The 24529-nt window shown below is 44.2% G+C and carries 14 protein-coding genes; 12 read left to right on the top strand and 2 right to left on the bottom strand.

Features of this window, described 5'->3' with window-relative positions; translation table 11 throughout:
* Nucleotides 1-121: 121 nt before the first annotated feature.
* The 3 genes from A9970_RS23000 to A9970_RS23010 all read left to right on the top strand — a co-directional run bounded on the left by A9970_RS23000 (nucleotide 122) and on the right by A9970_RS23010 (nucleotide 4471).
* Nucleotides 122-1006: an NAD(P)-dependent oxidoreductase gene (locus tag A9970_RS23000; protein WP_182983883.1), complete on the top strand. Its 885-nt coding sequence runs from the start codon at nucleotides 122-124 to the stop codon at nucleotides 1004-1006.
* Between the two features lie 199 nt (nucleotides 1007-1205).
* Nucleotides 1206-1892 carry a hypothetical protein gene (locus tag A9970_RS23005; RefSeq protein ID WP_182983884.1) on the top strand — a complete coding sequence of 229 codons (687 nt, stop codon included), beginning with the start codon at nucleotides 1206-1208 and terminating at the stop codon, nucleotides 1890-1892.
* 329 nt (nucleotides 1893-2221) lie between these two features.
* Complete coding sequence (locus A9970_RS23010; RefSeq protein ID WP_182983885.1) at nucleotides 2222-4471, top strand: alpha-L-fucosidase; 2250 nt, start codon at nucleotides 2222-2224, stop codon at nucleotides 4469-4471.
* Nucleotides 4472-4657: 186 nt separating this feature from the next.
* Here A9970_RS23010 and A9970_RS23015 read toward each other — a convergent pair whose 3' ends face one another.
* On the bottom strand, nucleotides 4658-5023 hold the full coding sequence (locus A9970_RS23015) for a lipocalin family protein (protein WP_182983886.1): 366 nt from the start codon (nucleotides 5021-5023) through the stop codon (nucleotides 4658-4660).
* Nucleotides 5024-5317: 294 nt separating this feature from the next.
* On the opposite strand from A9970_RS23015, the gene A9970_RS23020 reads away from it, so the two are divergent.
* From A9970_RS23020 to A9970_RS23040, 5 genes are all read left to right on the top strand, one after another.
* A complete protein-coding gene (locus A9970_RS23020; protein ID WP_220801681.1) occupies nucleotides 5318-8224 on the top strand; it encodes a glycoside hydrolase family 2 TIM barrel-domain containing protein in 2907 nt (968 codons plus the stop codon).
* 47 nt (nucleotides 8225-8271) lie between these two features.
* On the top strand, nucleotides 8272-9183 hold the full coding sequence (locus tag A9970_RS23025) for a S9 family peptidase (protein ID WP_259655457.1): 912 nt from the start codon (nucleotides 8272-8274) through the stop codon (nucleotides 9181-9183).
* A gap of 252 nt (nucleotides 9184-9435) precedes the next feature.
* Nucleotides 9436-12621 carry a SusC/RagA family TonB-linked outer membrane protein gene (locus A9970_RS23030; RefSeq protein ID WP_220801682.1) on the top strand — a complete coding sequence of 1062 codons (3186 nt, stop codon included), beginning with the start codon at nucleotides 9436-9438 and terminating at the stop codon, nucleotides 12619-12621.
* Nucleotides 12622-12636: 15 nt separating this feature from the next.
* Complete coding sequence (locus tag A9970_RS23035; RefSeq protein WP_182983887.1) at nucleotides 12637-14505, top strand: RagB/SusD family nutrient uptake outer membrane protein; 1869 nt, start codon at nucleotides 12637-12639, stop codon at nucleotides 14503-14505.
* A gap of 32 nt (nucleotides 14506-14537) precedes the next feature.
* On the top strand, nucleotides 14538-15089 hold the full coding sequence (locus tag A9970_RS23040; protein ID WP_182983888.1) for a DUF5018-related domain-containing protein: 552 nt from the start codon (nucleotides 14538-14540) through the stop codon (nucleotides 15087-15089).
* A 107-nt stretch (nucleotides 15090-15196) separates the two neighbouring features.
* Here A9970_RS23040 and A9970_RS23045 read toward each other — a convergent pair whose 3' ends face one another.
* Nucleotides 15197-16075, bottom strand: coding sequence for an AraC family transcriptional regulator (locus A9970_RS23045; RefSeq protein ID WP_182983889.1), 879 nt, complete (start codon nucleotides 16073-16075; stop codon nucleotides 15197-15199).
* A gap of 216 nt (nucleotides 16076-16291) precedes the next feature.
* Between A9970_RS23045 and A9970_RS23050 the strand changes: the two genes are divergently transcribed.
* The 4 genes from A9970_RS23050 to A9970_RS23065 are packed head-to-tail and all read left to right on the top strand — an operon-like array spanning nucleotide 16292 to nucleotide 24526.
* Nucleotides 16292-19261, top strand: coding sequence for a glycoside hydrolase family 2 TIM barrel-domain containing protein (locus A9970_RS23050; protein WP_182983890.1), 2970 nt, complete (start codon nucleotides 16292-16294; stop codon nucleotides 19259-19261).
* A gap of 10 nt (nucleotides 19262-19271) precedes the next feature.
* Nucleotides 19272-20903: a sodium:solute symporter family transporter gene (locus tag A9970_RS23055; protein ID WP_182983891.1), complete on the top strand. Its 1632-nt coding sequence runs from the start codon at nucleotides 19272-19274 to the stop codon at nucleotides 20901-20903.
* A gap of 22 nt (nucleotides 20904-20925) precedes the next feature.
* The gene (locus A9970_RS23060; RefSeq protein ID WP_200845572.1) at nucleotides 20926-21633 is read left to right on the top strand and encodes an RraA family protein; all 708 of its coding nucleotides are present in this window, start codon (nucleotides 20926-20928) and stop codon (nucleotides 21631-21633) included.
* On the top strand, nucleotides 21620-24526 hold the full coding sequence (locus tag A9970_RS23065) for a glycoside hydrolase family 2 TIM barrel-domain containing protein (protein ID WP_182983892.1): 2907 nt from the start codon (nucleotides 21620-21622) through the stop codon (nucleotides 24524-24526). The genes A9970_RS23060 and A9970_RS23065 overlap by 14 nt, the downstream gene beginning before the upstream one ends.
* Nucleotides 24527-24529 lie beyond the last annotated feature (3 nt).

The following is a 24529-nucleotide window of genomic DNA, read 5'->3' on the forward strand; positions in this document are numbered from 1 at the left end:
ATCTACTGAATTTTAGCCTTTGGTAGGGAATAATTTTTCCCTGGATGAATACTTTTTCCCTTATTGTGACAATACGCGGATGTATCCATATTTGTCTTGTAAAACAAATTCAATGAGATACATGGAAACATCAAAAAATCAAATCAGCATTATCGGATTGGGCCCTATGGGCATTAAAATAGCAACGCTTTATATACAGCAAGGTTTTCAGGTAACAGTATTCAACCGGACTCAGGCAAAAGCAGATCCGCTCGTAAAGCTAGGCGCCAAACGTGCTGAAACAGTACGCGAAACCATTGCGGCAAGCCCTGTGAGTATCGTGATCGTCCATAATTACAGCGTATCGAAGGAGCTTTTTTCCTCGCTCGAAAATGATGATGTACTATCGGGCAAAACCATTGTGCAGTTGACCACGGGTACCGCACAGGAAGCGCGTTTGAGCGAGACTTGGTTCCGGAAAAGAAATGCAGCCTATATCGATGGGGCCATACAGGTAGCTCCCGAACAGATGGCGCAGCCCGATACCACCATCTTGTTTGCTGGCAATACCGATAAATATCAGGAACTGTTGCTTCGATTGACGATTTTGGGTGGCAATCTCAAATACCTTGGGGAGAATATCGGGGCTGCTGCGGCCATGGACACCGCTACGCTCTCGTACATCTATGGTGCTGCAGCGGGTTTTCTGCATGGTGCACTTATTGCCGAATCGGAGAATTTTGATGTAAAGGAATACGGTAATATCATTGCGGAGATCGCTCCGGGAATGGGCGAATTTCTCAAACATGAAGGGAAGGTGATCGCTAGCGGTGATTTTAGCATCTCGCAGAGTCCACTGTCCATTTCAGTAGAAGCGACCGAGCGGATTCTGGCGACAGCAAAATTAAGCGGTATCAACACCGAGTTCCCGGAGTTTGCAGCAAACTGGCTGAAAAGGGCCGAGCTTGCAGGTTATGGACAGGAAGAATTTGCAGCAGTGATCAAAACCTTACGGCAACAGGCATAGCGGCAATAATACAATTTTTTTAAGGGCCGGGGCGTGTAGATCTGGCCTTTGTCATTGCAATGATTTTCGGAAAAGGATCGTATAAAAGTCTTCGAAATAAACTATTTTTAGTATTAAATTTCAGTAATCCCTATTTTAAATTGTATTATTTTTTATGAAAGCGTTTGGACTTCTTTTCTGCATTTTCAGTTTACTGACCATGAAATCATTTGCACAATTGCCAAGTTATAAGATGGTCGACTGGGCCACGGCCAATGATATGTCCTCAAAAGAGGGGGGATCGTTCCTGAAATCGATAGCATTTAACAATGCTCAGGTCTATAAATATAAGGAGACCTTTATTATCATGCCGCTCAACCCATTCAGCAAAGCGATCTTAACCAAAGATAGCGTATTGATGGAAAGCTGGATCCAGAAGGAAATATTTCCCATAGAAGGCACGCTGAACCGTTTCTATTTCAATAACAGAGAAAAAATGGATCATTTAAATACCTTTGTCCCCGTACTGAAAAAAAAGCTCCTGCAAGCAGCTGGAATTGAATCCGAGATAGTTACAGCCGCTGAAATCGATAAGATTTATGCCTTTGTAGCAGACAGGAAGAATTTTGAAAAATATAAACTGAATTATATTGCGGTAATGGGCGATTACCTCAAATCAAAGGCAGCACCTGATGTAAAGTGGGGGCTGCTCAAAAGTAAGCAATTGTTGAATCCTCTGGTGCAGATGGCGCTGGTGAAAGATGACGGGGGAATAATCTATTATTTTGATCTGGAAGAGCGATTGGACAATTATGAGCTTAGCGACAGAGAATCGATGGAGTATAAATTTCAGGATGCACACTGGCGCCGTTCCAACGAGATTGAAACTGCCATGGCCATTGAATAGGGATCCGTTATAAATTTTGCCCGACTGTTTCTTTGCTATAGTATTTGAAAGTTTTGGGTTTATAATATCTTTCTGATAGCAAAATACTGTTTTAGGATAAAGCCTAAGACGGTATTCAGCAAGTCGATAATGTGCAATGATTGGTCGATAATCTTCTTTTTGCTCTTTTTAAAATATGCTATTTTTACACCAATCTGTATGTGTGTAAACAAAAGTTTACTTAAATTAAACATCCGCTATTTTTCGCGAAATTGGTCTGTTTTGATCTATTGGTTTCCGAAAGATATTTGCCCAGTTTAAAGCAAGCTTTTTAGAATAAATAACGAATTATGAAAAGGAAATTGATGTTTGTGCTATGTGTAAGTAGTTTTTTTACACCCATCTATGCGCAGAAACAAATGAAATCCGATGCACTGGTATTTAAAAATACCTACGCTATCGAAGCAAAGGATAGTAAGAAAGACATTATTGCCAAGGCAGTCCATATTATACCGACGGACAAGCAGTATGAAGCCTTAAAGGATGAATTCATTGCATTTATTCACTTTGGTCCCAATACATTTACCAAAATGGAATGGGGCAGCGGAACAGAAGATCCAAAAATATTTGACCTAAAAGATCTCGATACCGACCAATGGTGTGCTGCGATGAAATCTGCCGGGATGAAGAAGGTGATCTTTACGGCCAAACATCATGATGGCTTCGTTCTTTGGCAAAGTCGCTATACAAAGCACGGTATAATGTCGACAGGATTTCAGCAGGGACAGGGCGATATTTTAAGAGATCTTTCACAATCCTGTAAAAAATATGGACTCAAATTGGGGGTTTATCTTTCTCCGGCGGATCTTTATCAGATTGAAAATGAGAAAGGACTCTATGGGAATCAAAGTGTTTATACGGAGCGGACTATACCGGAAAAGGCGTCGGGAAGGCCCTTTAAGGATAAGCGAACTTTCCGCTACAAAGTAGACGATTATAATGCCTATTTTCTGAATCAGCTTTTTGAATTACTGACAGAGTATGGCCCGATCCATGAGGTGTGGTTTGATGGCGCGCATCCAAAAACAAAAGGTGGACAGAAATATAACTATGCCGCCTGGCGGGATTTAATTTCAAATTTGGCGCCGAAAGCTGTCATTTTCGGTAAGGAAGATATTCGCTGGTGTGGTAATGAGGCCGGTAAGACACGTAGCACAGAATGGAATGTGATCCCATTTGATGCAGATCCTGTTCAGATGGAAGGTTTTCAAGATCTGACGGATGAGGATCTGGGCAGCAGGGAAAAGCTGTATAGCGCAAAATTTCTCCATTACCAGCAGGCCGAAACCAATACTTCTATACGGGAGGGCTGGTTTTACCGCGATGATGTGTATCAAAAAGTGCGATCGGCGGACGACGTATTCGATATTTACGAACGTGCTGTTGGTGGTAATTCAACATTCCTTTTAAATATTCCGCCTAACCGAGAGGGGCGCTTCTCTGATGAAGATGTAAACGTGCTACACGCTGTAGGCGAACGTATTGAATTGGGCTATAAAAACAATTTGCTGACCGGAAGTAATCTGGACAAATCTTTGTTGGACAATAATGATAAAACGAATAAGACATTTCCTGCCGAGACAGGTGAGCTGATTGTCTCTTTGCCACAACCAGTTAAATTGAATCGCTTGGTGATTCAGGAGGCGGTGCACAGCAGTGGTGAACGTATTGAACAGCATGCGCTTGACATCTGGCAAGACGGAAAATGGCATCAGGTTGCGACAGCCACCAATGTAGGGTACAAACGCATTTTGCGCTTCCCGGCACAAGAAACAGATCGCATTCGATTACGCGTGTTGGCTAGTCGTGCAACACCGGTGCTGGCTAGTCTCGGTGCCTACTATGTTCCAACACGACCACCGCAATTGGATATCGCTCGGGATACAGAAGGTAAAGTCAGCATTTATCCCGCAAAAAGCGAATTTGGTTGGAAACCACACCATGAGGATATTCTCAAAAATCTCAATAATGCTTTTGAAATCTATTATACCGAAGATGGTACAGCGCCTTCCGCTGCCTCTCTGAAGTACAGCGGTGCATTTGAAAGTAAAGGTAAACTCATTAAAGCGATCGCAATTGACAAGGATGGCGCTAAAGGTGCCATAACACAGAAAGAAATGGGAATTCCTAAACAACGCTGGAATCTAGTTGCTGCAAGCAGCTCCTTAGATGGAAAGAATGGGCGTGAAGCTTTTGACGAGCGCGTTGATTCATACTGGCAATCGAAAGCAACTGGCCCGGTGCAGGAGCTGGTTGTCGATCTAGGAACCGAGTATTCAATTGCCGCATTCAGCTACACTCCACAGCGTAAAAATGCCGAAGGCATGATGCAGTCAGGTAAGCTTTCTGTAAGCCTGGATGGCACGCATTGGGAAGATGCAGGAAGCTTTGAGTTTGGCAATTTAATTAATGATCCCTCGACACGCACCTATCACTTAAAAAATGCTAAAAAAGCACGTTTTGTAAAGGTAGAATCGACAGTAATTGCCGGGGAATCGCAGTCACTGGCCATAGCAGAGCTTGATTTTTTTACGCCATAATAGTTGAGTCAATTACCTTGGAACTAGGGTTATGCGTTGATTTGTGGCGCTAAAAAATAGCTATCATACCCGGACAGCTGTAGCTGAATGGATGATTGCTCAGGATAAAGCAGACAAAAGCCCGGCGATGGAGATCCATGCCGGGCTTTAAAATTCATTGCTTCCAATAGGAATTATTTTAGGCTGTTATTCTTGCACTTTTTTGTATTCGAGGGTGCCCAATTGTTTATGATAAATGATACGTTTGCTCGCATCAATGTACTCTAAATTAAATTTGACAGGGATCAGTTTTACTGTCACAGTCAATATCTTATCGTCCTTTGAAAGCTTCCATTTTCCGTTAATGCTTTCTTCGGCAATAATACCTTCAAATTTTCCGTCTTCTTCAAAAACCTGATAGACCTGATCTGATTTGAACTGCTCCTTAATGGATTTTTCAGCTCCGTTTTTTGTAATCTTGACCAGCTGCCATTTACCAATAAGGTCTTTAGATGCCTGGCTATAACCTGCAAAGGAACAGAGGACCAAAATAAGTGTTACGAATGTTTTCATGTTGTGTTTGATTGTGGTGTAAAGTATAGCTTAAATTTAGGAAATATCAGCGCATGTTGGAGTACTGTTTGTCTTATTAAAATTAAATTTAGGATAAATCTAGGGTCATAAATCCCCTCCGTTTTTCAATAGCAAATAATGTGGGAAGGGATTCTGTATAAACGGGAAAGGATTGGGTATAAAAGGGAGGGATTCGGTATAAATAGTTGTGCAAACGGTGTGTATAGTTTAATTTTTTGATACGTATTTCTTATACCTTCGATTTTTATGATTTTATTTTCAAAAATTAACCTGATGAAATTACCATTTATCGTGCTGGTCTTGATCTTCAATTGCTTCCTATCGCGAGGGCAGGATTACAGCATTCCGACACTGACCGCTTTACCCAAAGATATCATCCAGACTAAAGTTGATCTCAATGGAAGCTGGAATTTTGATGCATCCCCTAAACCAGACTTCTGGACAAACCTCAACCGTGGCAATACGCAAAATATACAGGTCCCCGGACAATGGATTATGCAGGGGAAGCAGGTTCCAGCGGGGCAACAGGCCGGTTATGCGCGTACATTTACGCTTCCGGAGAGCTATCGCTGTAAACGTATCAAAATAAGATGCAATGGCGTATTTAGCGAAAGTACGATTTATGTGAACGGAAAGCGGGTGGGGTATCATCTTGGTGGTTTTACGCCTTTTGAATTTGATATCTCAGATCTTGTCCGCTGGGATAGGGCCAATGATATCGCCATAGCGGTACGAAGCGAGACTTTGGCGGATTCTTTGGCCAGTGCATCCAAATATGCAGCCCATAATCTAGGTGGAATCAGCCGTGATATATTCGTATTTGCAGTGGCATCGACCAATATATCTTCCTTTCATGCATCAACTGATTTTGATGAGGCCTTTCGTAATGCAATACTGCATACAGAACTCGAAGTAGCCAATCAGTCGAATCAAAAACAACAAAATCTCCGCGTAAAATTTACGCTATGGAATAAAGATACCCAGGTCGTACCGATCGGAAATGAAATACAAACAATCGCCCCTTTGTTGGTCAAAGAAAGCAAAAGTTTCAAATTTGCTATACCGGTCAACCAGCCAAAGCAATGGACGTCCGAAGATCCTTACCTGTATACCCTGCAGGCCGAACTGATGGATGGCGACAAGTTGCTGCATCGTACGATCCGAAAAATCGGTTTCCGTGAATTGAAAGTGGAGGGTAACCAGCTTTTGGTCAATGGCAAAGCGGTCAAATTGCATGGCGTCAACCGCCATGAGGTGATGCCACTCCGTGGCCGGTCGTTGACGGACGATATCTGGAAAAAGGATGTCGAATTATTCCGTGCCGCAAATGTTAATTATATCCGTACCTCACACTATCCGCCCGATGAGCGTTTTTTGGATGCTTGCGATGAACTGGGTATGTTTGTCGAAGTGGAAGCCCCTTTCTGCTGGGCCCATCAGACCGATGTGCCGGCCGATAAAATGGAAGCCCTGCTGGTTAATCAGCATGTTGAAATGGTTAATCGGGATAAAAGCCATCCTTCGGTGATTATCTGGTCGCTCGGAAATGAATCGCTCAAATACAAAGAGTATTTTAAGCGGGCGGGTCAGGTGGTCAAACAGATGGATCCCACGCGGCCACGTATTTTCAGCCAATGGGGACCTGATGCGGATGATGGTGAACTGGAAATTACCAACCACCATTATCCCGGACCGACAGGCCCCGATAAATACCGGGATCTCAAAAGACCAATTACCTTTGATGAATATATCCATGTCAATTCTTACAACCGCTTTGAGCTTTCTGCCGACCCTGGCATCCGAGATATGTGGGGTCCGCTTTTGGATCGGATGTGGACCGCTATGTACAACAGTAAAGCAGTGCTGGGTGGTGCGATATGGGCGGGGATAGACGATACGTTTTTCCTTTCCGACCATAAAGTGGTCGGCTATGGCACCTGGGGTCCATTGGATGGCTGGCGCCGCGAGAAACCCGAATATTGGAATGTGAAAAAGGCTTATAGCACTGTCCGTATAACCCAGGTAGCAAACCGTGATGCCCACGGGAAACTGAAATTTGAGCTAGAAAACAGGTATAATTTTACAAATACAGCGGCCTGTCAGATCGTATGGAAATGGGGTAATAGGGAGGGCACTGCGCAGACGCAAATCGAACCGCGTAAAACGGGTACTTTCGAACTCGACCTCCATGGCATCGACGAACCAAATAGTCAGTTGTATATGAAGGTCATTTCGCCATTAGGTTTTGTGGTCAATGAATATCTGTTTACCGTAAAACCTCAAGCCTTACAGGCACACAAATCGCTAAAGACTACGTTAGTGACCAAAGCATCTACAGCTAATATTACGGTGTCTACCAAACAAAACAGCTTTGTCTTTGATAAGTCGAACGGTAAAGTTACGGTGTCAAATGCTAAGGGAACAACGCTTATCCAGTCGGGGGCCAATTTGATGTTGCTTCCACTCAACTCGGAAGGTCGTGGCATTCAGATGTTGGGTGACGATCAGAATTTTGAGCCTTACAATCCCCTTTGCTCAAACTGGGTAGCTCAATCCATTCTGCTGAAAGAATCTTCTGCAGATAAGGTCGTGATTGAAGTGACTGGCACTTATGCCCAGGCCGAAGGGAAATTGAACTATACTGTTTCCAATGATGGTACCTTCACTGTTACCTATAATTTTAAATTGCTACAGGATGTCAATCCAAGACAGATCGGACTGGTCTTTGACATTCCAAAAGAATTGGATGAACTTAGCTGGGATCGTGTGGGCTATTGGAGCTATTATCCGCAGCAGCATCTGGGTGCCTTGCAAGGAAGGGCAAAGGCTTTCAATCCGCAGCGGCCGATTTCTGTTTCGGCAGGACCTTCCGAAAGACCAACTTGGGACTGGTCCGAAGATCAGACCACGGCCGGGACAAATCTGTTCAGGGCAACCAAGCAGAATATCAGATCGGCAAGCTTAGTTGCGGGCGACGGACGAAAAATCAATGTTTTAAGTAATGGGCAGCAACATCTCCGGACCTGGCGGGATGTCCATACCGACGCCAATAAACTCCTGGTCGCTGATTATATTAATGCCGGTAGAGAAGGTTTTTTGAGTTCGCATGCCGAATTGGATTATAGGCCGCTTAAAAGAAATGATCAAGTGAGTGGATCGATAACGCTCAATTTTAATTAAATTTAGGAAATCAATGGTATTGAACTTTTTAGGAACCTAAAACAAGCATGAAAAAAGCAGTGAAATATAAAATTTCTTACCTAAGCCGTACCCTACAGTACGGCTTATTTGTCTTATTATCGACTATCGCCGGGCCAAGTATCGGGCAGCACAAATCGAGTACCGAGGGGATCACCTCAGGGAAAAATGGAATGGGCGATTTTAACCTGGCCCAAAATATGAAATTGGGTGCCTCAAACTTAGATTTCCACGAATTTGAGGGCTATAGTTTTTTATTTCAGGGACGTGAGGCCAAGATTATCCGTCCAAAAGTGACAGCGGTAGGGCATCCCTGGGTATGGCGGGCCCGCTTTTGGGGGCACGAACCGCAGGTAGACATTGGTCTGCTCGAGCACGGCTACCATGTGGTATACTGTGATGTCGCCGAGCTTTTTGGCAATGAGGAAGCGCTAACAATCTGGGATGGATTTTACCGAAAGTTACAGAAAGGTGGGCTCAGCAAAAAATCGGCTATGGAGGGAATGAGCAGGGGTGGTGTCTATATCTACAATTGGTGCCTACGTTATCCTGATCGGGTAAATGCGATCTATGCCGATGCGCCCGTACTGGATTTTAAAAGTTGGCCCGGTGGCAAAACTACAGGAAAAGGAAGTAAACCGGATTGGGAGATTTTTAAGAAAGACTATGGATTGACCGAAACACAGGCTTGGGCATTTGCGGATGCACCCATTGATAAAGCCAAAATCATTGCGGGTTTCAAAATACCATTGCTGCATGTTGTCGGCGATAAGGACGATGTGGTGCCTATCGCCGAAAATACCTTGCCATTTGCGGAGGAGATTCGTCGCGCAGGTGGTCGTATTGAGATCATCCATAAACCCGAGGTCGGCCATCATCCGCATTGTCTGGTAGACCCTAGTCCGATTATCGATTTTATACTAAAAGCAAGCAGCAAATAGGGACAAAAGTCATTGCTATCTTTGGCTAAACAAAAAACCACATCAACAAGGCTTGATGTGGTTTTTTGTTTTTTATTTTATTGAATACCTGAATTTTAAGTGGGGTAAAATAGTTTTAATAATTGATTTTCAAGTTTTAGTTTCTCCATTCTATCTGTAATAATTTTGGTTAATAATAGCGCTGTAAACCGAAGCGAATCCATGGTGCCGTCGTTTACCGATGCTGAATTATAAACTAACTTATTATTATTTATGAAAGAACTGTTGACCAATAAAAAGCCTAGGGATCGTATGGGCAATTTTGACCTGTTGAAGGCGGGAATGGGCGTAGGGATACTTGTTATGTCTATTTGCCATGGACAGGATTCATTTGCCAAGGGAGGGCCCGAAAGTGAAAAGATGTTTACCATCCAATGGTCTTACAAAGGCGGACAGAACAGCAAAGCACAAAAGGCGGAACCGGTCCTGATCGAGGGAACCGTGCGGAATAAAAAAGGTGAACGACTGACTGGCGTAACGATATTGTCTAAAGAGGATAGTAAAATCGGAACGAAAACTGACGATGAGGGCCATTTTTCCATTCGTGTGGCTGACCGTTCGACCTTGATTGTTCGCCATGTAAATTATAGAAATCAGGAAATTCCTGTTCACGGCACGCAAAAGAACGTAGAAATTGTGTTGGACGATAATGATATCGCATTGGATCAGGTCGTTGTGGTTGGTTTTGGTACGACCAATGTGAAGAAAAACTCTACTGCCATAGCTTCTTTTGATGCGAAAACAATTGAAAACTTGCCCTTTGGGGACATGGGCTCAGCTTTGCAGGGAAGAATTCCGGGAGTGATTGTGCAGCAAGGCTCGGCCGAACCGGGTCAAAATGGCGCCAGCATTTCTATTCGTGGCAATGGGACACCGCTTTATGTAATTGATGGATTTATCTCTACACAGCAGCAATTTTTTAGCCTCAATAAGGCGGATATCAAATCGATGACGATCTTGAAAGATGCGGCTTCAACTGCGGTGTATGGCATGAATGCCGGAAATGGGGTTGTGCTGATTACCACCAAACAGGGTGATTCGGGTAAACTCAATGTCAACTACCAGGCAAACTTTGGCTTTAATACGCCTTCATACCAAACCAAACGCATGGATGCCTATCAATATGCTACAGCGATAAACAACCTTAATCAGGCCTTGGGAATGGGAATCAACTCGTTCAAGACCGCTGAAGAAATGGAGGATATTAAAAATAATCCCGGTAACTACACCAACTGGGAAAAAGAACTGACCCGCAGGTTTGTGCCGCAACAGGACCATACGCTTTCACTGAATGGCGGTAGCGAAAAGCTACGTTTCTTTGGTAGTCTCAACGCCTTTAGTCAAGAGGGTATTTATAAAGCCAAATCACTGAATTATCACCGGTATACCTATCGGAGCAATGTGTCGAGCAACTTCGATAAAATCGGACTGAAACTCGATTTTAATGTCAATGGATACATCCGAAATGAGGATTATCCACCAGCAAGTGCCTATACGATCTATAGTAGGCTGCGCGATCGTAATCCATTTGAGAAACCCTTTACATCCAGCGGACAAATATCCAATCAGTTTGATAACCCGGCATTGGCATTACTGAGCCCTGGTTATATCAAGTTAAAGACGGTGTATAATCAACTATCGGGTGCGCTCAACTGGAACGTGCCATGGGTTGAAGGGTTGAGCCTCGGATTTAATGGGAATTTTAACATTGAATCTCAGGACCGTGTAGACTGGGTAGAGACGGCTACCTATTACGATGAACAGGGAAATGCAACAAAAGAAGATCCTACAAACATTAGTGTCGGACGCTCTTCGTATATGACCCAAAACTTCGACGTCAATTTCAGAGCCGATTATCGGCGGACATTTGGCGATGGCCACAATGTGGAAGCAACCCTGGTTCAAAACATGCGTCAGTATTATAGCAATGCCTTAAATGCTGGTTCCCGTGGGTTCTACACCACCGCGATCAAACAGATCCAAAAAGGTGATGCAGAGTTGATCACAGCGAGCAATACCGAAGGCAAACAGGCATGGATGGGTTATGTGGGCAAGTTTCATTACGATTATAAACAGCGTTATATTTTTGACTTTGCCGGACGTTATGACGGTTCAGACAATTTTATATCAACCAAAAGATGGGGCTTCTTTCCTTCATTCTCCGCTGGTTGGGCGCTGTCTGAGGAAAATTTTTTCAAAGATATAAAGGCTAAAAATGTCTTGACTTATTTGAAACTTAGGGGCTCTTACGGGCAAATTGGTCTCAATGATGCGGATCACTGGGCATATGCTTATCTCGCAACGTACAACTACAATACAAATGGGTATGTGGTGGATGGGAAGTTGGTCAATACGGTTACCCCTGGTGCGCAGCCAAGTATCAACATGACCTGGTATACCCGATCGAAATACAATATAGGCGCCGATTTTGCACTATTTGGAAATAAAGTCGATGGTGCGTTGGACTATTTCTTTGAAAAAACCAAAGGCTATCTCGCCGCCGATAATTCCTATCGCTATACAGAACCCATCGGGTATACACTTCCATTGGTGGTGACCAATGCCGAAGACCGGAAAGAAGGACTTGATGGTTTTATCAAATACAAGGACAGGATTGGCAATGTCGATTTTAATGCCGGTTTTAACTTTACCTATTATAAATCGTTTGCCTTTAAAACCAACGAGGACAGTGTCACCTTGGCTAATCCGCGGATTCGTCAGCAAGGTAATTACTATGGTTACGTGGGTACTGGTTATGTGGGAGCACAGTTCTATACGAACCCACAGGATATTCTGAATAATCCCAAACGCGAAACTTCAACAGACCTCAGACTTGGAGATCTCTGGTACCAGGATGTCAATGGTGACGGTAAGATTGATGGGCAGGATCAGGTGCGTTATGGACATAATTCGAGCCCGACATTCGTTTATGGGGTAGATTTGGGCGCAAGTTACAAAGGTTTCAGTGTACAATCTACCATTCAGGGAACAGGGATGAAACAAAATTACTTCTCCAATGTGGCCATGGGCTCCGAAGGCGAACGACGCCTGGACTTTCAGTTTCAGAACGACAATTGGTCGCCATCCAATCCGAATGCGACGATGCCAAGGCCCGGCAACGCTAGTTTGAACAATAACAATAACTATTCGTCCTCAGACTTCTGGGCCCGCAATACCTATTATGTTCGATTGAAATCCTTAACCCTATCGTATGATTTTAAATATTCGATCATGAAGTCGCAGCAATGGATGAACAACTTGACCTTTTTTGTCTCGGGTGTAAACCTGTTGGCATTTGGTCCATCAGTCAAATATGGTGATCCCGAATCCAACACTTTTGATGGTTACGCATATCCAATGATGCGAACCTACTCCGCGGGATTTTTATTGGGATTTTAATTAACTAAGAAAATTATGAAAAAACGTTTGATAATAGGGATGCTGGGCTTGACGGTGATGTTCTTCTCTTCCTGTAAAAAGTTTTTGGAAACAACACCATACGATAAAATTACTGGTGAGCAGACCTGGAATAGTGAAAATTTGACAACAGCCTATATTTATCAGGTATATGCCGATGTATTGGGTACCGATGCCTGGATGTCGGGATATGCGCATCCTTATTCGGCAAGATCGGAAGGGACCACTAAAAATGTGATGGTGGGTACGCTGAACGGTGCCTTTTGGACAAAAGAAAGAGCCGAGCTCATGCTAAAATCAGATAATTATGGCTGGTTAAATTATTCACTTTTATGGCGTATCAATTCGGCAATTGCCAATATTGAAACAAGCACGACTTTTTCGAGTGAATTTAAGAACAGGAGTTTAGGGGAGTTATATTTTTTAAGGGCTGCGCACTACTTTGTGTATGCCAAACTATATGGTGGACTGCAACTGATTGACAAAGTGTTGACACTGGATGATGATCTTCAGATTCCGAGAAGTTCAGCCAAGGAAACTTACGATTTTATGCTGGCCGATCTTCAAAAAGCTGCAGCGGCTCTTCCGGCAACTGCCGAAAGGGGACGGGCTACTGCCAAAGCTGCAAATGCTATGATCATGCGCATAGGGTTGCAGGCTGCTGCGTATGTGGATGGAGGGGCTGCAAATAGCGGGTATTATGATAAAGTGATTCAGTCGGGTGAGGCATTGGGGCTCAGTAATGGTGGAACGCAACTCAGTCCTTACTACAACATGTTTCGATCCTATGAAACTGCAGTTACGGCCACCGAGTTTATCCTCACCCGTGAGCGTAACAAAACAAATACCTCCCTCTATGATGTGCCTATGCAATATCAGGGGCTTTGGTCCACGGGTAAGTTTTCGGCTTATGCCAAAGCTAACTTTCCAATCAATGTCACGATGAACTTTTGGGGCATGGATGGCGGTTCGTGGCCAACGCAGGACCTGGTCGATGACTATCTGGTCTCAGATGTAGATGGACAATTGAAATCATGGAATAACGCCAGTTATGTCACGACAGGTAAAAATGTGGACGAGAAAATGTATTTCTCCAACACCAAGAAAAGAGACCAACGCTTTTATGCAACGATACTCTATGATAGCTGTATGTATTTCAACAATCAGGTACGTGTGTTTTTTAGAAGGGATGGAAATGTGAGCAATGCCAATAGCAAGATTAATGAAGGTTCGGTACAGGAATATGGATACCAGTCTGGAAATACCGAAAATTATAATTCCAGTACGGGCTATGCCATGGTGAAGTATTTTTACGATAACATTGTGAGCCTACCTTCACCATCTGACCAAAAATTAGACTATGTGTTTTCGGTGCTCCGTTATGGTGAGGCTTATCTCAATATGGCTGAAGCTTATCTCATGAAAGGGGACTTCGCTAATGCAAAAAAATACATGCTGCCGACCATGGTACGTCATGGTGGTTTTTCTGAAAGTAGCGTCAATCAATATTTAAATACACTTTCGGGCAACAATTGGGGGAACTCACTTTTTGAAGCCTATAAAAGAGAACGCAATGTGGAGATGGTTTACGAAAATAACGATCGGTATTGGTCCCTGTTACGCTGGGGCATGCGCACATCGGGTGGTCTGCGTGATGGAGCTTATGTAGGATCGGGATTTGTTATTCCCGAATTACAGGGCGCCTTACGGGGTATTCGAATTTCGAGAGATGGTAAATCCTATTCTTTTTTTGAAGACAATAACGTCGTTGGGGAAGCTCGATTCTCTGCCAAAAGGTACTTGATGCCAATCAACGAAACATTCCGCTTGAAATCGGGCGTGAAGCAAAATCCGGGATGGGAATAAAACTTTGGTATACAGATATAATGAAATTGATTATGCATAGAATAAATCACAAAATAGGGCGTATTCTGCTCGGCGCGCTGTCGCTCATTGCGATGGGAAGCTGTTTAAAAAAGGGCTATGAGGAGCTGCCAAACTCGCCAGACAACAAATTGACTGCCGTAAGTTATTCATACCGCTTTCTCTATAATGATACCATACAGAAAGGAACTCCCATGCAGGAGATTGAGCTTGACCGGGTCTGTGAGGTCGTTTTTAAGAATACGGCGGTAGCTTTTGATACGAATGGACAAAAAGGATATACGTCTACGATTTCGTACGATATCAACTCAGTTAAGAAGGCGGGGCCTTCGGGATCCGTCACCAAGCAGATGTTATTTGACGAGTTTAAAAAACGAATTCAAAAAGATCAACTTGCTAATCTGTGGGTTACGATCACTGTGTCGGACGTTTCGGTGGTTTCGCCGCTCAATGGAGCTCCAGTACTGGGTAAACCAGGCGATTTTTCACAGGATAGAATGTATCGGGTGACAGCAGCGAATGGCGACGCTCAAGATTATACGTTGAAAACAATAAAGGGTTTTTAAATAGGTGTTAGTTTCAGTAAATTGGTAGGAGTGGGCTGTACTTTTGTACAGCCTTTCTTTTTGATAGGAGGTATAGCCCCACATCATTCTGATCAATTTGACACAGCTTACAGATCCATCTCTTTACGAAACTCCCGTGGTGTTTTGTTCATAATGGATTTAAAAAACTTATTGAAGTTGGTCAGGTTCTGATAGCCACATTCGTAGCAAATTTCTGATATGCTAAGTGTCCGGTCCATCAGCAGTTTACAGGCATGACCGATACGCATCTCATTGACAAAGCGAGAAAAGGGTTTTTGGGTATGGCGTTTAAAAAAACGGCAGAAGGCGTTGGGCGTCATATTCAGCATGTCGCTGGCAACTTGTAGATTAACCTCCTCCTTAAAGTTGCTCATCACATAGAGGTAAACCTTATTGATGCGCTGGGTCTCCTGCTCACTGAAAGTGGGGCGATAACCGTCGGAAGCCAAACTTTCAAATTCATCGGTTTCCTGTAGCAACTGAATAAGGTTGAGGAATTCGATGATTTTTGGAAATCCTTCTTTATCACTGAGTTTTTCCATTAAGCGCTGTGCCCTATCGAGTGTTTCGCCATAAAAACGAAGTCCACGTTGAGCCTTGCGGATAAATTGCTGCATGGCCTGGATGGTTTGATGTTCGTCGGTTAGGCGAAGTAAGAAATCGGCCGGAAAATAGACAACGATGGCCCGGGCACGCAAATCATTGTCCTGCTGCAGAAATAAATCATCGTTGCGCCAGATATGTGGGATATTGGGGCCCATCAAGACCAGGTCTCCTTCTGTAAAGGTCGCTACATTGTTGCCCACAATGCGCTTGCCGAAACTTTCTACGATCAGCACCAATTCACAGAGCTCGTGAAAGTGCAGCGGATTACTCAAAAATTCCTGATCGACCAATTTGACATGGATTGTCTTTTCGCTGGGTGGAGTAAGCTCAATAAATTGAGGTTTGGATAATTTGTTCATACATAGCTAAATTGGTTAATGCAAAAATACGGTATTTACTGTTATATCAAACAATATTCACTTAATAATATTTTATTGCTTGTTATTAGGGTGTAAATAGTTTTAGTTTTTGTATAACCAGTTGTAGTATTGCCGTGTGAGAGGACCTATCTTTGACAAAGAATGTAACAATGTGGTATTGCGTTCTAATCGGGTGGAATTACAACCTATTATGATATGAAAAAACTAAAAAAACTGGTGTTGTTGGCCTTGTGGGGGGTAATGGGGAGTTGGGCAATGGCGCAGCAGACAGCTTATCAGTTGCCGGCCAAAGTGACCGGTCTGAAAGCTCCTGTACAATCCTTAAATGGCCAATGGAACTTCAAATTTGATCGCAGTTCGGCCTGGGAAAATATTCAGGTTCCCGGGGAAGCTGTCATGCAGGGCTATGGTATTCAACACGACAATTCGTTTTTTTATAGCCGTAAATTTTTGGTACCCAGCCCCTATAAAGGCAAAAAGACAATCATCCGCTTTGACGGTGTGTACAGCTTCGCCAAACTTAGCATCAATGGTAAAGCGGTTACGAGCCATCATGGTGGATTTACGCGTTGGGAAGTAGATATTACACCTTATGTGATTTTCGGAAAGCAGAATGAAATCGAACTGGAGGTACAGGATCAACTGGATGATATTTCGTATGCATCGGGCTATGCACACCATCCGATAGGTGGAATCTTGCGGGATGTCACCCTATTTGCAACTGCAACACATCCTGTGACCGACTTTAACCTCGAAACAGCCTTTGATGCGTCTTATAAGGACGCGCAGCTAAAATTGGATTTTGGTGGTTTTGTGGCCAAGGAGGCTACGATTAAGTATACATTGACTGACCCGAACGGCAAAAGTATTGTCCTGGATAATCCTGAAAAACCAATTTTAGCGGGGGCCAACAGCCATGTGTTCCGTGTAGCTGCACCGATAAAATGGGATGCCGAACATCCAAATCTTTATCGGTTGGATGTGGAAGTGAAAGAGCAGGGGAGGTCTACGTATGCCTTTCATAAATCGGTCGGGTTCCGCGAAGTAAAAGTGGTTAAAGACCAGCTTATGGTAAACGGCAAACCGGTCAAGCTACGTGGAGCCAATCGGCACGATATGCACCCGATCTTAGGACGCAGTGCTTCGGCCTATTACGATAGCCTAGACGTTCAATTGTTTAAAGAAGCAAATATCAATTTTATTCGTACTTCGCATTATCCACCGACGGAGCGTTTTGTCGAATACTGTAATAAATATGGTATCTATGTGGAGGTGGAAACCGCAATCTGTTTTGTGGATACTTACAGACAAAAAAATTATGCGCCCGGCGCCTCACAAAATGATCCGAAAAAAACGGACCAATACCTGAGCCAATCGCGTGAGATGGTCAATACCTTTAAAAGCCATCCAGCTGTACTTTTCTGGTCAATCGGCAATGAGTCGATCTATGGCGACAACTTTAAGCAGAGCCACGATTTGGTGAAGCGAATGGATCGGACAAGACCCATTATCTGGAGTTATCCGGGCTCGCAAACCACCGAACCTAAGATTTATGAAATCCTCAGCATGCACTATCAGGACGTGTATGGTAACTTGACACAGTATGGCAAGACCACGCGTAACTTTGAGGGACATGGCATCCCAGCTTTATTTGATGAATGGGCTCATCCAGCCTGTTATACGTATAAAACCTTACAGGATGATCCGAATATTCGCGAATTTTGGGGGATCTCCATGGACATGATGTGGAGCGGCCTGTTTCCGAAGCAGGGGGGGCTTGGCGGTGCAATATGGGGCTACGTGGACGAAGTATTTATGATTCCACAACAGCTCAAGAAAGGAACTGCTTTTTGGAAGGAATTTGCCCATACAGCCAAACCCGAAGATTTTCAGGGGCAGGCAGTAGGCTACGGTGAATGGGGGATTGTCGATGTTTGGCGGCGCAAGAAACCTGAATTTTGGTCAACAAAAAAAGCGCAGTCTCCTGTATTGGTCACGTTGAAAGGAAAGATTATACCTGATTTTGCCTGCTTTCAGCCGCTGACGATCCCGGTATACAATCGATTTGATCATACTTCGCTCCAGGAAATTAAACTGCAATACACGTATGACGGGAAGACCTATACCTTAGGATTACCCGATATCGCACCGCATCAGAAAGGATATATTCAACTACCCGGTTTAGCCTGGCAACAGGGCGGGCAACTGGCTTTGCGCTTTGTGGATAACAGAGGGATGCTGCTGGATAGCTATCGTTATTTCTTGGGTGAGCATAAGGTCAGAATACCTGAATCGACTCAAAATGGAGGAATCCAGCTTGTTGAAGAGCCTAATCGTTACCTGATCACGGGAAGGAATTTCACCTTTCCGATTTCAAAAACAACAGGCTTCATCGAAAACGCGCTGATCGATGGTAAAGTGGTGATCCAAAAAGGTCCTTTCTTAAATATGGACATCAACCTCAACCACCTGACCGGTGCAGAAGTACGCAAAAGTGCAAGCAAATACCTGCTCGAAGATAAAAATTGGCAATTGAACAAATTGGATGTACGCATCAAAGACAATTTGGCCCTGGTATCGATTGTGGGAAAAAATGGCAGTTTATCCATTCAGTTTGATCTGACTATCGATGGTAAAGGAGAAATGAAAACGTTATATCATACCCAGGGTGAACCCAATGGCTACCTGCGTGAAATTGGGCTAAAGTATTATCTCAGCAATGAACTTGATCGTGTTACCTGGAGCAGAAATGGTTATTGGAACGATTATCCCCAAGAATCATTTGCGGGTAATGAAGGAACAGCAAGCTTGTCTTATGTCGATAAGACGTCGTACGGTCAGGAGCCCAAACAGTCGTGGTACATGGACACGCACAACTATTACTATTGGGCCGATAAAGGAGCGCGGAGTCAGCATCCACTAACACAGCAGGCGAAGGGAATGAAAGAGAATATATACTATTACTCTTTGGGCAGTGGCACGAAGAATCTGATGCATGTGGTTTCGCAGCAAGCAGACAATGCTTGCCGTATGGATCGCCTGGAAAATGAGCAACTGGTTTTGTATGTAAACAACAAATGGGATTATCCTGAAATTGCCTGGGGCAATTATTGTAAGACCTTGGAAGCTTCACCCTGTCAGGGATCTATCACATTAAAATTCTAATGATATCGCTATGTTGGCTTGGATTGATCAAATCATTTATCTGCTGTATTTTATTGTTGTCGGTGGTTATGGCTATTACATTTATCGACGCAAACACAGTTCCGGTTCACTAACGCACGATTATTTTCTAGCGGAAGGTTCCTTAAGCTGGTGGGCCATTGGGGCTTCTATTATTGCTTCGAATATCTCTGCCGAGCAATTTATAGGGATGTCGGGGTCGGGTTTTGCACTGGGGCTGGCCATTGCATCCTATGAATGGATGGCTGCTATCGGACTAATTATTGTGGCGGTGGTGTTTTTACCCATTTATCTGAAGAATAAGATTTTTACCATGCCTGGGTTTCTGCGCAAGCGTTTCGATCCGCGGGTGAGTATGGTGATGGCGGTATTCTGGGTTTTGGTCTATGTGTTTGTCAATTTGACCTCGATACTTTATCTGGGTGGTTTGGCCATTCAGTCGATTGCGGGGATTCCCATGGTTGTAGCGGTTTGGTTGTTAGCGGCATTGGCCTTGATTATCGCCTTAGGGGGGATGAAAGTGATTGGCTACACCGACGTAATCCAGGTGGTCTTGTTGATTATAGGCGGGCTCACGACGACTTATATCGCCCTCGATCTCGTGGCGCATACAAAGGGCATGGGACATTGGCTAGATGGACTCCTTATCTTGAAAACGGAAGTGCCACAGCATTTTCATCTTTTTATCGAAAAAGGACAGCTGATAAAACCCGATGGTACCGATGCTTATATGGATCTGCCCGGATGGTCGGTTCTATTGGGCGGCATGTGGGTGATCAATCTATCGTATTGGGGATGCAATCAATATATTACCCAGCGTGCACTTGGAGCCAAAAATCTAAAAACAGCCCAAAATGGGATGTTGTTTGCAGCCGTTATGAAGCTGTTTATGCCCTTGATTGTGGTGTTGCCCGGCATTGCTGCTTACTATTTATATAAAGAAGGTTCGAATCTCAGTTTTGCACAAGGGATGCTTGAAGGTAGTACCGTGAAGCCCGATAAAGCTTATCCGCTGCTACTCTCGATTTTACCGACGGGCTTCAAAGGATTGGCTTTTGCTGCTTTAACGGCTGCTATCGTGGCCTCACTGGCTGGAAAGGTCAATAGTATAGCAACCATCGTGTCTTTGGATATTTATAAGAATATAAAAAGCGATGCCGTGAGCGATACAGCCTTGGTGAAGCTGGGCAAAGTAACTGTACTGATCGCGTTGGTCATTGGTGCTTCCTTGGCTCCGCTATTGCAGCATCTGGATCAGGGCTTTCAGTTTATTCAGGAATTTACAGGTTTTATCACACCAGGAGTATTGGCGATTTTTCTGATGGGTATCTTTACAACATGGACAACACCTAACGCAGCATTTGCTGGTGCCATCTCTACATTTGCCTATTCTTTGCTCTTTAAAAATTTCTGGTTAGATCAAAGCCCCTTTATGAATCGCATTCTTGTGGTGTTTATATGTACGGTAGCAACGATGATATCGGTCAGCCTGCTGGGCAATCGAAACTATCGTAATGATACAGTAATCGTGAATAGAAATCTTTTTGTGACCTCCAGTGGTTTCAAATTAGTGAGTTTATTCATCCTAGGGATATTGGTAGCCCTGTATGTCTTTTTATGGTAACATGATTTAATTGATATAAAAAATGAAAGAAAACTATCTGGTGGAATGGGCAAATGATGAGGAGCTCTTTGAGCTGATCCGTAAGGAACTTTTTACAGCTGTCATTGGGGATGTGATGGACAAAATGGGATTGTTCCATCAATTTCTGCCACCGAGTATAAGACCGTTAAAATCAGATTTGTTTTTAATTGGTAGGGCGATGACGGTATTGGAGGCCGATGTTTGCGGAAATGCTGAACAGCAGTCGAAGAATCCTGTATTGGCTAAATCATTTGGATTTATGCTTGAGGCCCTGGATGATCTGCGCCCGGGCGAGGTTTACATTTGCAGCGGCTCTTCGCCGGACTATGCGCTTTGGGGTGAGATTATGAGTGCACGGGCCAAAACATTGGGTGCACATGGGGCGATTGTCAATGGCTACTCGAGAGATACCGTAGGGATTTTGGCACTCGAGTTTCCTTGTTTCTCCATGGGCTGTTATGCGCAGGATCAGGCGCCGAGAGGAAAGGTTATTGACTGGCGTGTGCCAATCCATTTTGGAAATGTCCTGATCAAGGATGGCGATATGCTGATCGGCGATATTGATGGTGTCTGCGTGGTACCGCGCGAACATGAACAGGAGGTTTTCGCTCGAGCATTTGAAAAAGCCAGAGCTGAAAAAGTAGTATTGAACAAGGTTATGGAAGGCATGGGTGCCAAAGAAGCATTTGAAAAATATGGAATTATGTAAATTCAAATTGTCCAAAGGCAGCTGGCTGGCGCTGTTTTTGGCCTGTTCGTCCTTTGGAAATCTGTCGGCACAACAGGCTGGACCATTTTTGACGCCCCTGCCCGATCAGTTGGCCACAAGTAAAACCAGTCGGATTCTGTTGAATGGACAGTGGAACTTCAAAGTGGCCAATACGAAGCCCGTGACCATTCAGGTACCGGGAGAATGGGAAATGCAAGACCAGCATGTCGCTGCGGGGGAAACGGCAGTGTATGAGCGTTCATTTGATATGCCCGACGATTGGGAGGGCAATCCAGTATACATTCGCTTTGACGGGGTCAGTTCACATGCGCTTGTCAAAGTAAACGATCAGGTAGTCGGTGAACATGAAGGTGGATTTGTCGCTTTTCAGGTCGACTTAACGGGGAAAGTCAACAAAGGAAAAAATAAACTGACTGTAGAAGTTCAGGCAAATACCATCAGTGATATATTATCTTGTGTGTCTCAGTATGCGGTGCATACCGTGGGTGGAATTTTGCGGAAAGCAACTTTGTTTACAGTGCCTAAAGTACATATTTCGGATGCAGCGATTGCAACAGATTTCGATTCAAAATATGTCCATGCAACACTTAAACTTGCGGGGCTGGTGCAAAATAGCTCGGATCAGCAGCAGCAGGTCAAATTGCGCTATGTGCTCCGAGATGCCGAGGGCAAAACAGTGCTTCAAAAATTCTCCGACAAGATTCAGCTTGGAGTAGGGAGTCATAAACAGATCGAAAGTCTATTAGCGGTAAAAAAACCGAAGCAATGGTCGGCCGAGACGCCTTATCTCTATGTGTTGGAGACGGCATTGATTGTGGATGGTAAGGCGATACAGACCAATAAACAAAAAGTCGGATTTCGTGAAATTGAAGTCCTCAAAAATCAGCTGATGGTAAACGGTAAACCCGTCAAATTGAGAGGAGTTAATAGGCATGCTGTACATCCGCTGAATGGCCGGGCTGCTGATCCGGCAATAGATCGGCAGGACGTTGTTTTATTTAAACAGGCCAATGTCAATTATATCCGTACGTCGCACTACCCGCCATCAGAAGAATTTTTGAATGCGGCAGACGAGTTGGGAATGTACGTGGAGAGTGAGGCGGCTTTGAGCTGGATTCAGCACCATGCTTCACCAATCTGGCGCAAATGGGATTACAAGGATAAGCGTTTCTTGCCCGTTATGCTGGGCGCAAACATCGATAATGTATTGAGCAACCGCAATCATCCTTCGGTGTTATTTTGGTCTCTGGGCAATGAATCGCATTGGAGCCCGCTGTGGGCCGAGGTCAATACACGTGTGAAGGCCTTGGATCCAACGCGGCCCACCAGTTTCCATGATCAGACCTGGGGTGGATTTAATAATGGCGGAAGTAAAGCGGATATTGCCAATTACCATTATCCGGGTATCAATGGTCCTGCGGCGACTGATACCATGAGTAGACCGACTTTATTCGGTGAATACGCCCATTTGTCGACGTATAACAGGCGTGAGTTGCTGACCGACCCTGGTATCCGTGAGGCTTACAATGCACCTCTGGTTACTTTTGTGGATTCCATCTACAAGCATTCGGGCAATTTGGGTGGTGCAATATGGAGCGGTATCGATGATACCTTTCATCTGCCCGATGGACGTATTGTGGGGTATGGACCTTGGGGGCCGATTGATGGATGGCGCAGACCGAAACCGGAGTATTTTGGAATGAAAAAGGCTTATTCACCGATCAGGATCGGTACACCGCAATTGAAGAAAGGTAAAGTGGTGGTCTCTATTGAAAACAGATACGATTTTCTTTCCCTTGACCAGCTCAAACTCGTCGCCATTGTAGATGGTAAGGAAGTTCCTTTTAGGGCAGCGATTGGACCGCGGACGAGTGGCGAGGTCATTTTACCGATCCAAGCTGAATATGGCTCATTGCGGATTATTGCCATGGACAATCAGCAAAATGAGGTTGAAAATGAACTCTTTGAGAAAGTTGCCAAAAATCAGGAAAAGTTTTCGGCTACGGAACTACAGCTCAAACAAGATTCGGCGTATATTTATGTAAAGCAGGGAAATGTGGATTATACATTTAGCCGAACCTATGGCAAATTGCTTACTGTGCGCAAAGATGGTGAGCTGATTCTGACGAAGGGGCCGGCCGTAGCGCTCATCGAAGCAAATGCGGAAGATGGTGGTAAGCCAAATGTTGCGGGAGAGACGTATCAAAATAACATTGCGCCATTGAAGCAGTACGAGCAGTATACCTTATTTGCGGATGCTACAGAAGCCAGTCAGACAGGCGACAGTATATGTGTTCGGATGGACCTGCGGTATCAGAATGGTACCGGAAAACAAAAATTTGTTTTCCTTAAAAATGGTCTTTTGCGGGTGGAGTATGAAATGGTCTATCAGCAGGGTCAGGAAATGGATCTTTATCAGGCCGGTCTGATGCTTGAATTGCCTTTATCCTACGATAAATTGGCTTGGTCGCGAAAGGGTACATTTTCCACTTATCCCGCCAATCATATCGGACGCAATGAGGGCGAGGCCGTATTGCATGCCGTGCCGCTGTATGAAGTAGAAGAGCATGGTAAGCCACAGGCAAAAGATTGGAAAGACGATGCCAATATATTGGGCTCGAACGACTTTAGGTCGACCAAAGGAAATATTTACTGGGCTAGCTTGCGTAGCCCTGCGGCAACGGTAAAGGTGCTGTCGAATGGCAAGCAGCATGCACGGGCCTGGAAACAGGATCAGCAGATACAATGGTTGATAGCCGATTATTCGAATAATGGCTCGGAACCTTTTTATGGATCGCCGCACAGTTATGGGCGCAAAAAGCTAAAAAAAGGCGATAAGTTAAGTGGACAGATTATTCTTAAGATAAATTAAAAT

It is taken from the genome of Sphingobacterium sp. UME9 (assembly GCF_014170215.1).
Taxonomy (GTDB): Bacteria; Bacteroidota; Bacteroidia; order Sphingobacteriales; family Sphingobacteriaceae; genus Sphingobacterium; species Sphingobacterium paramultivorum.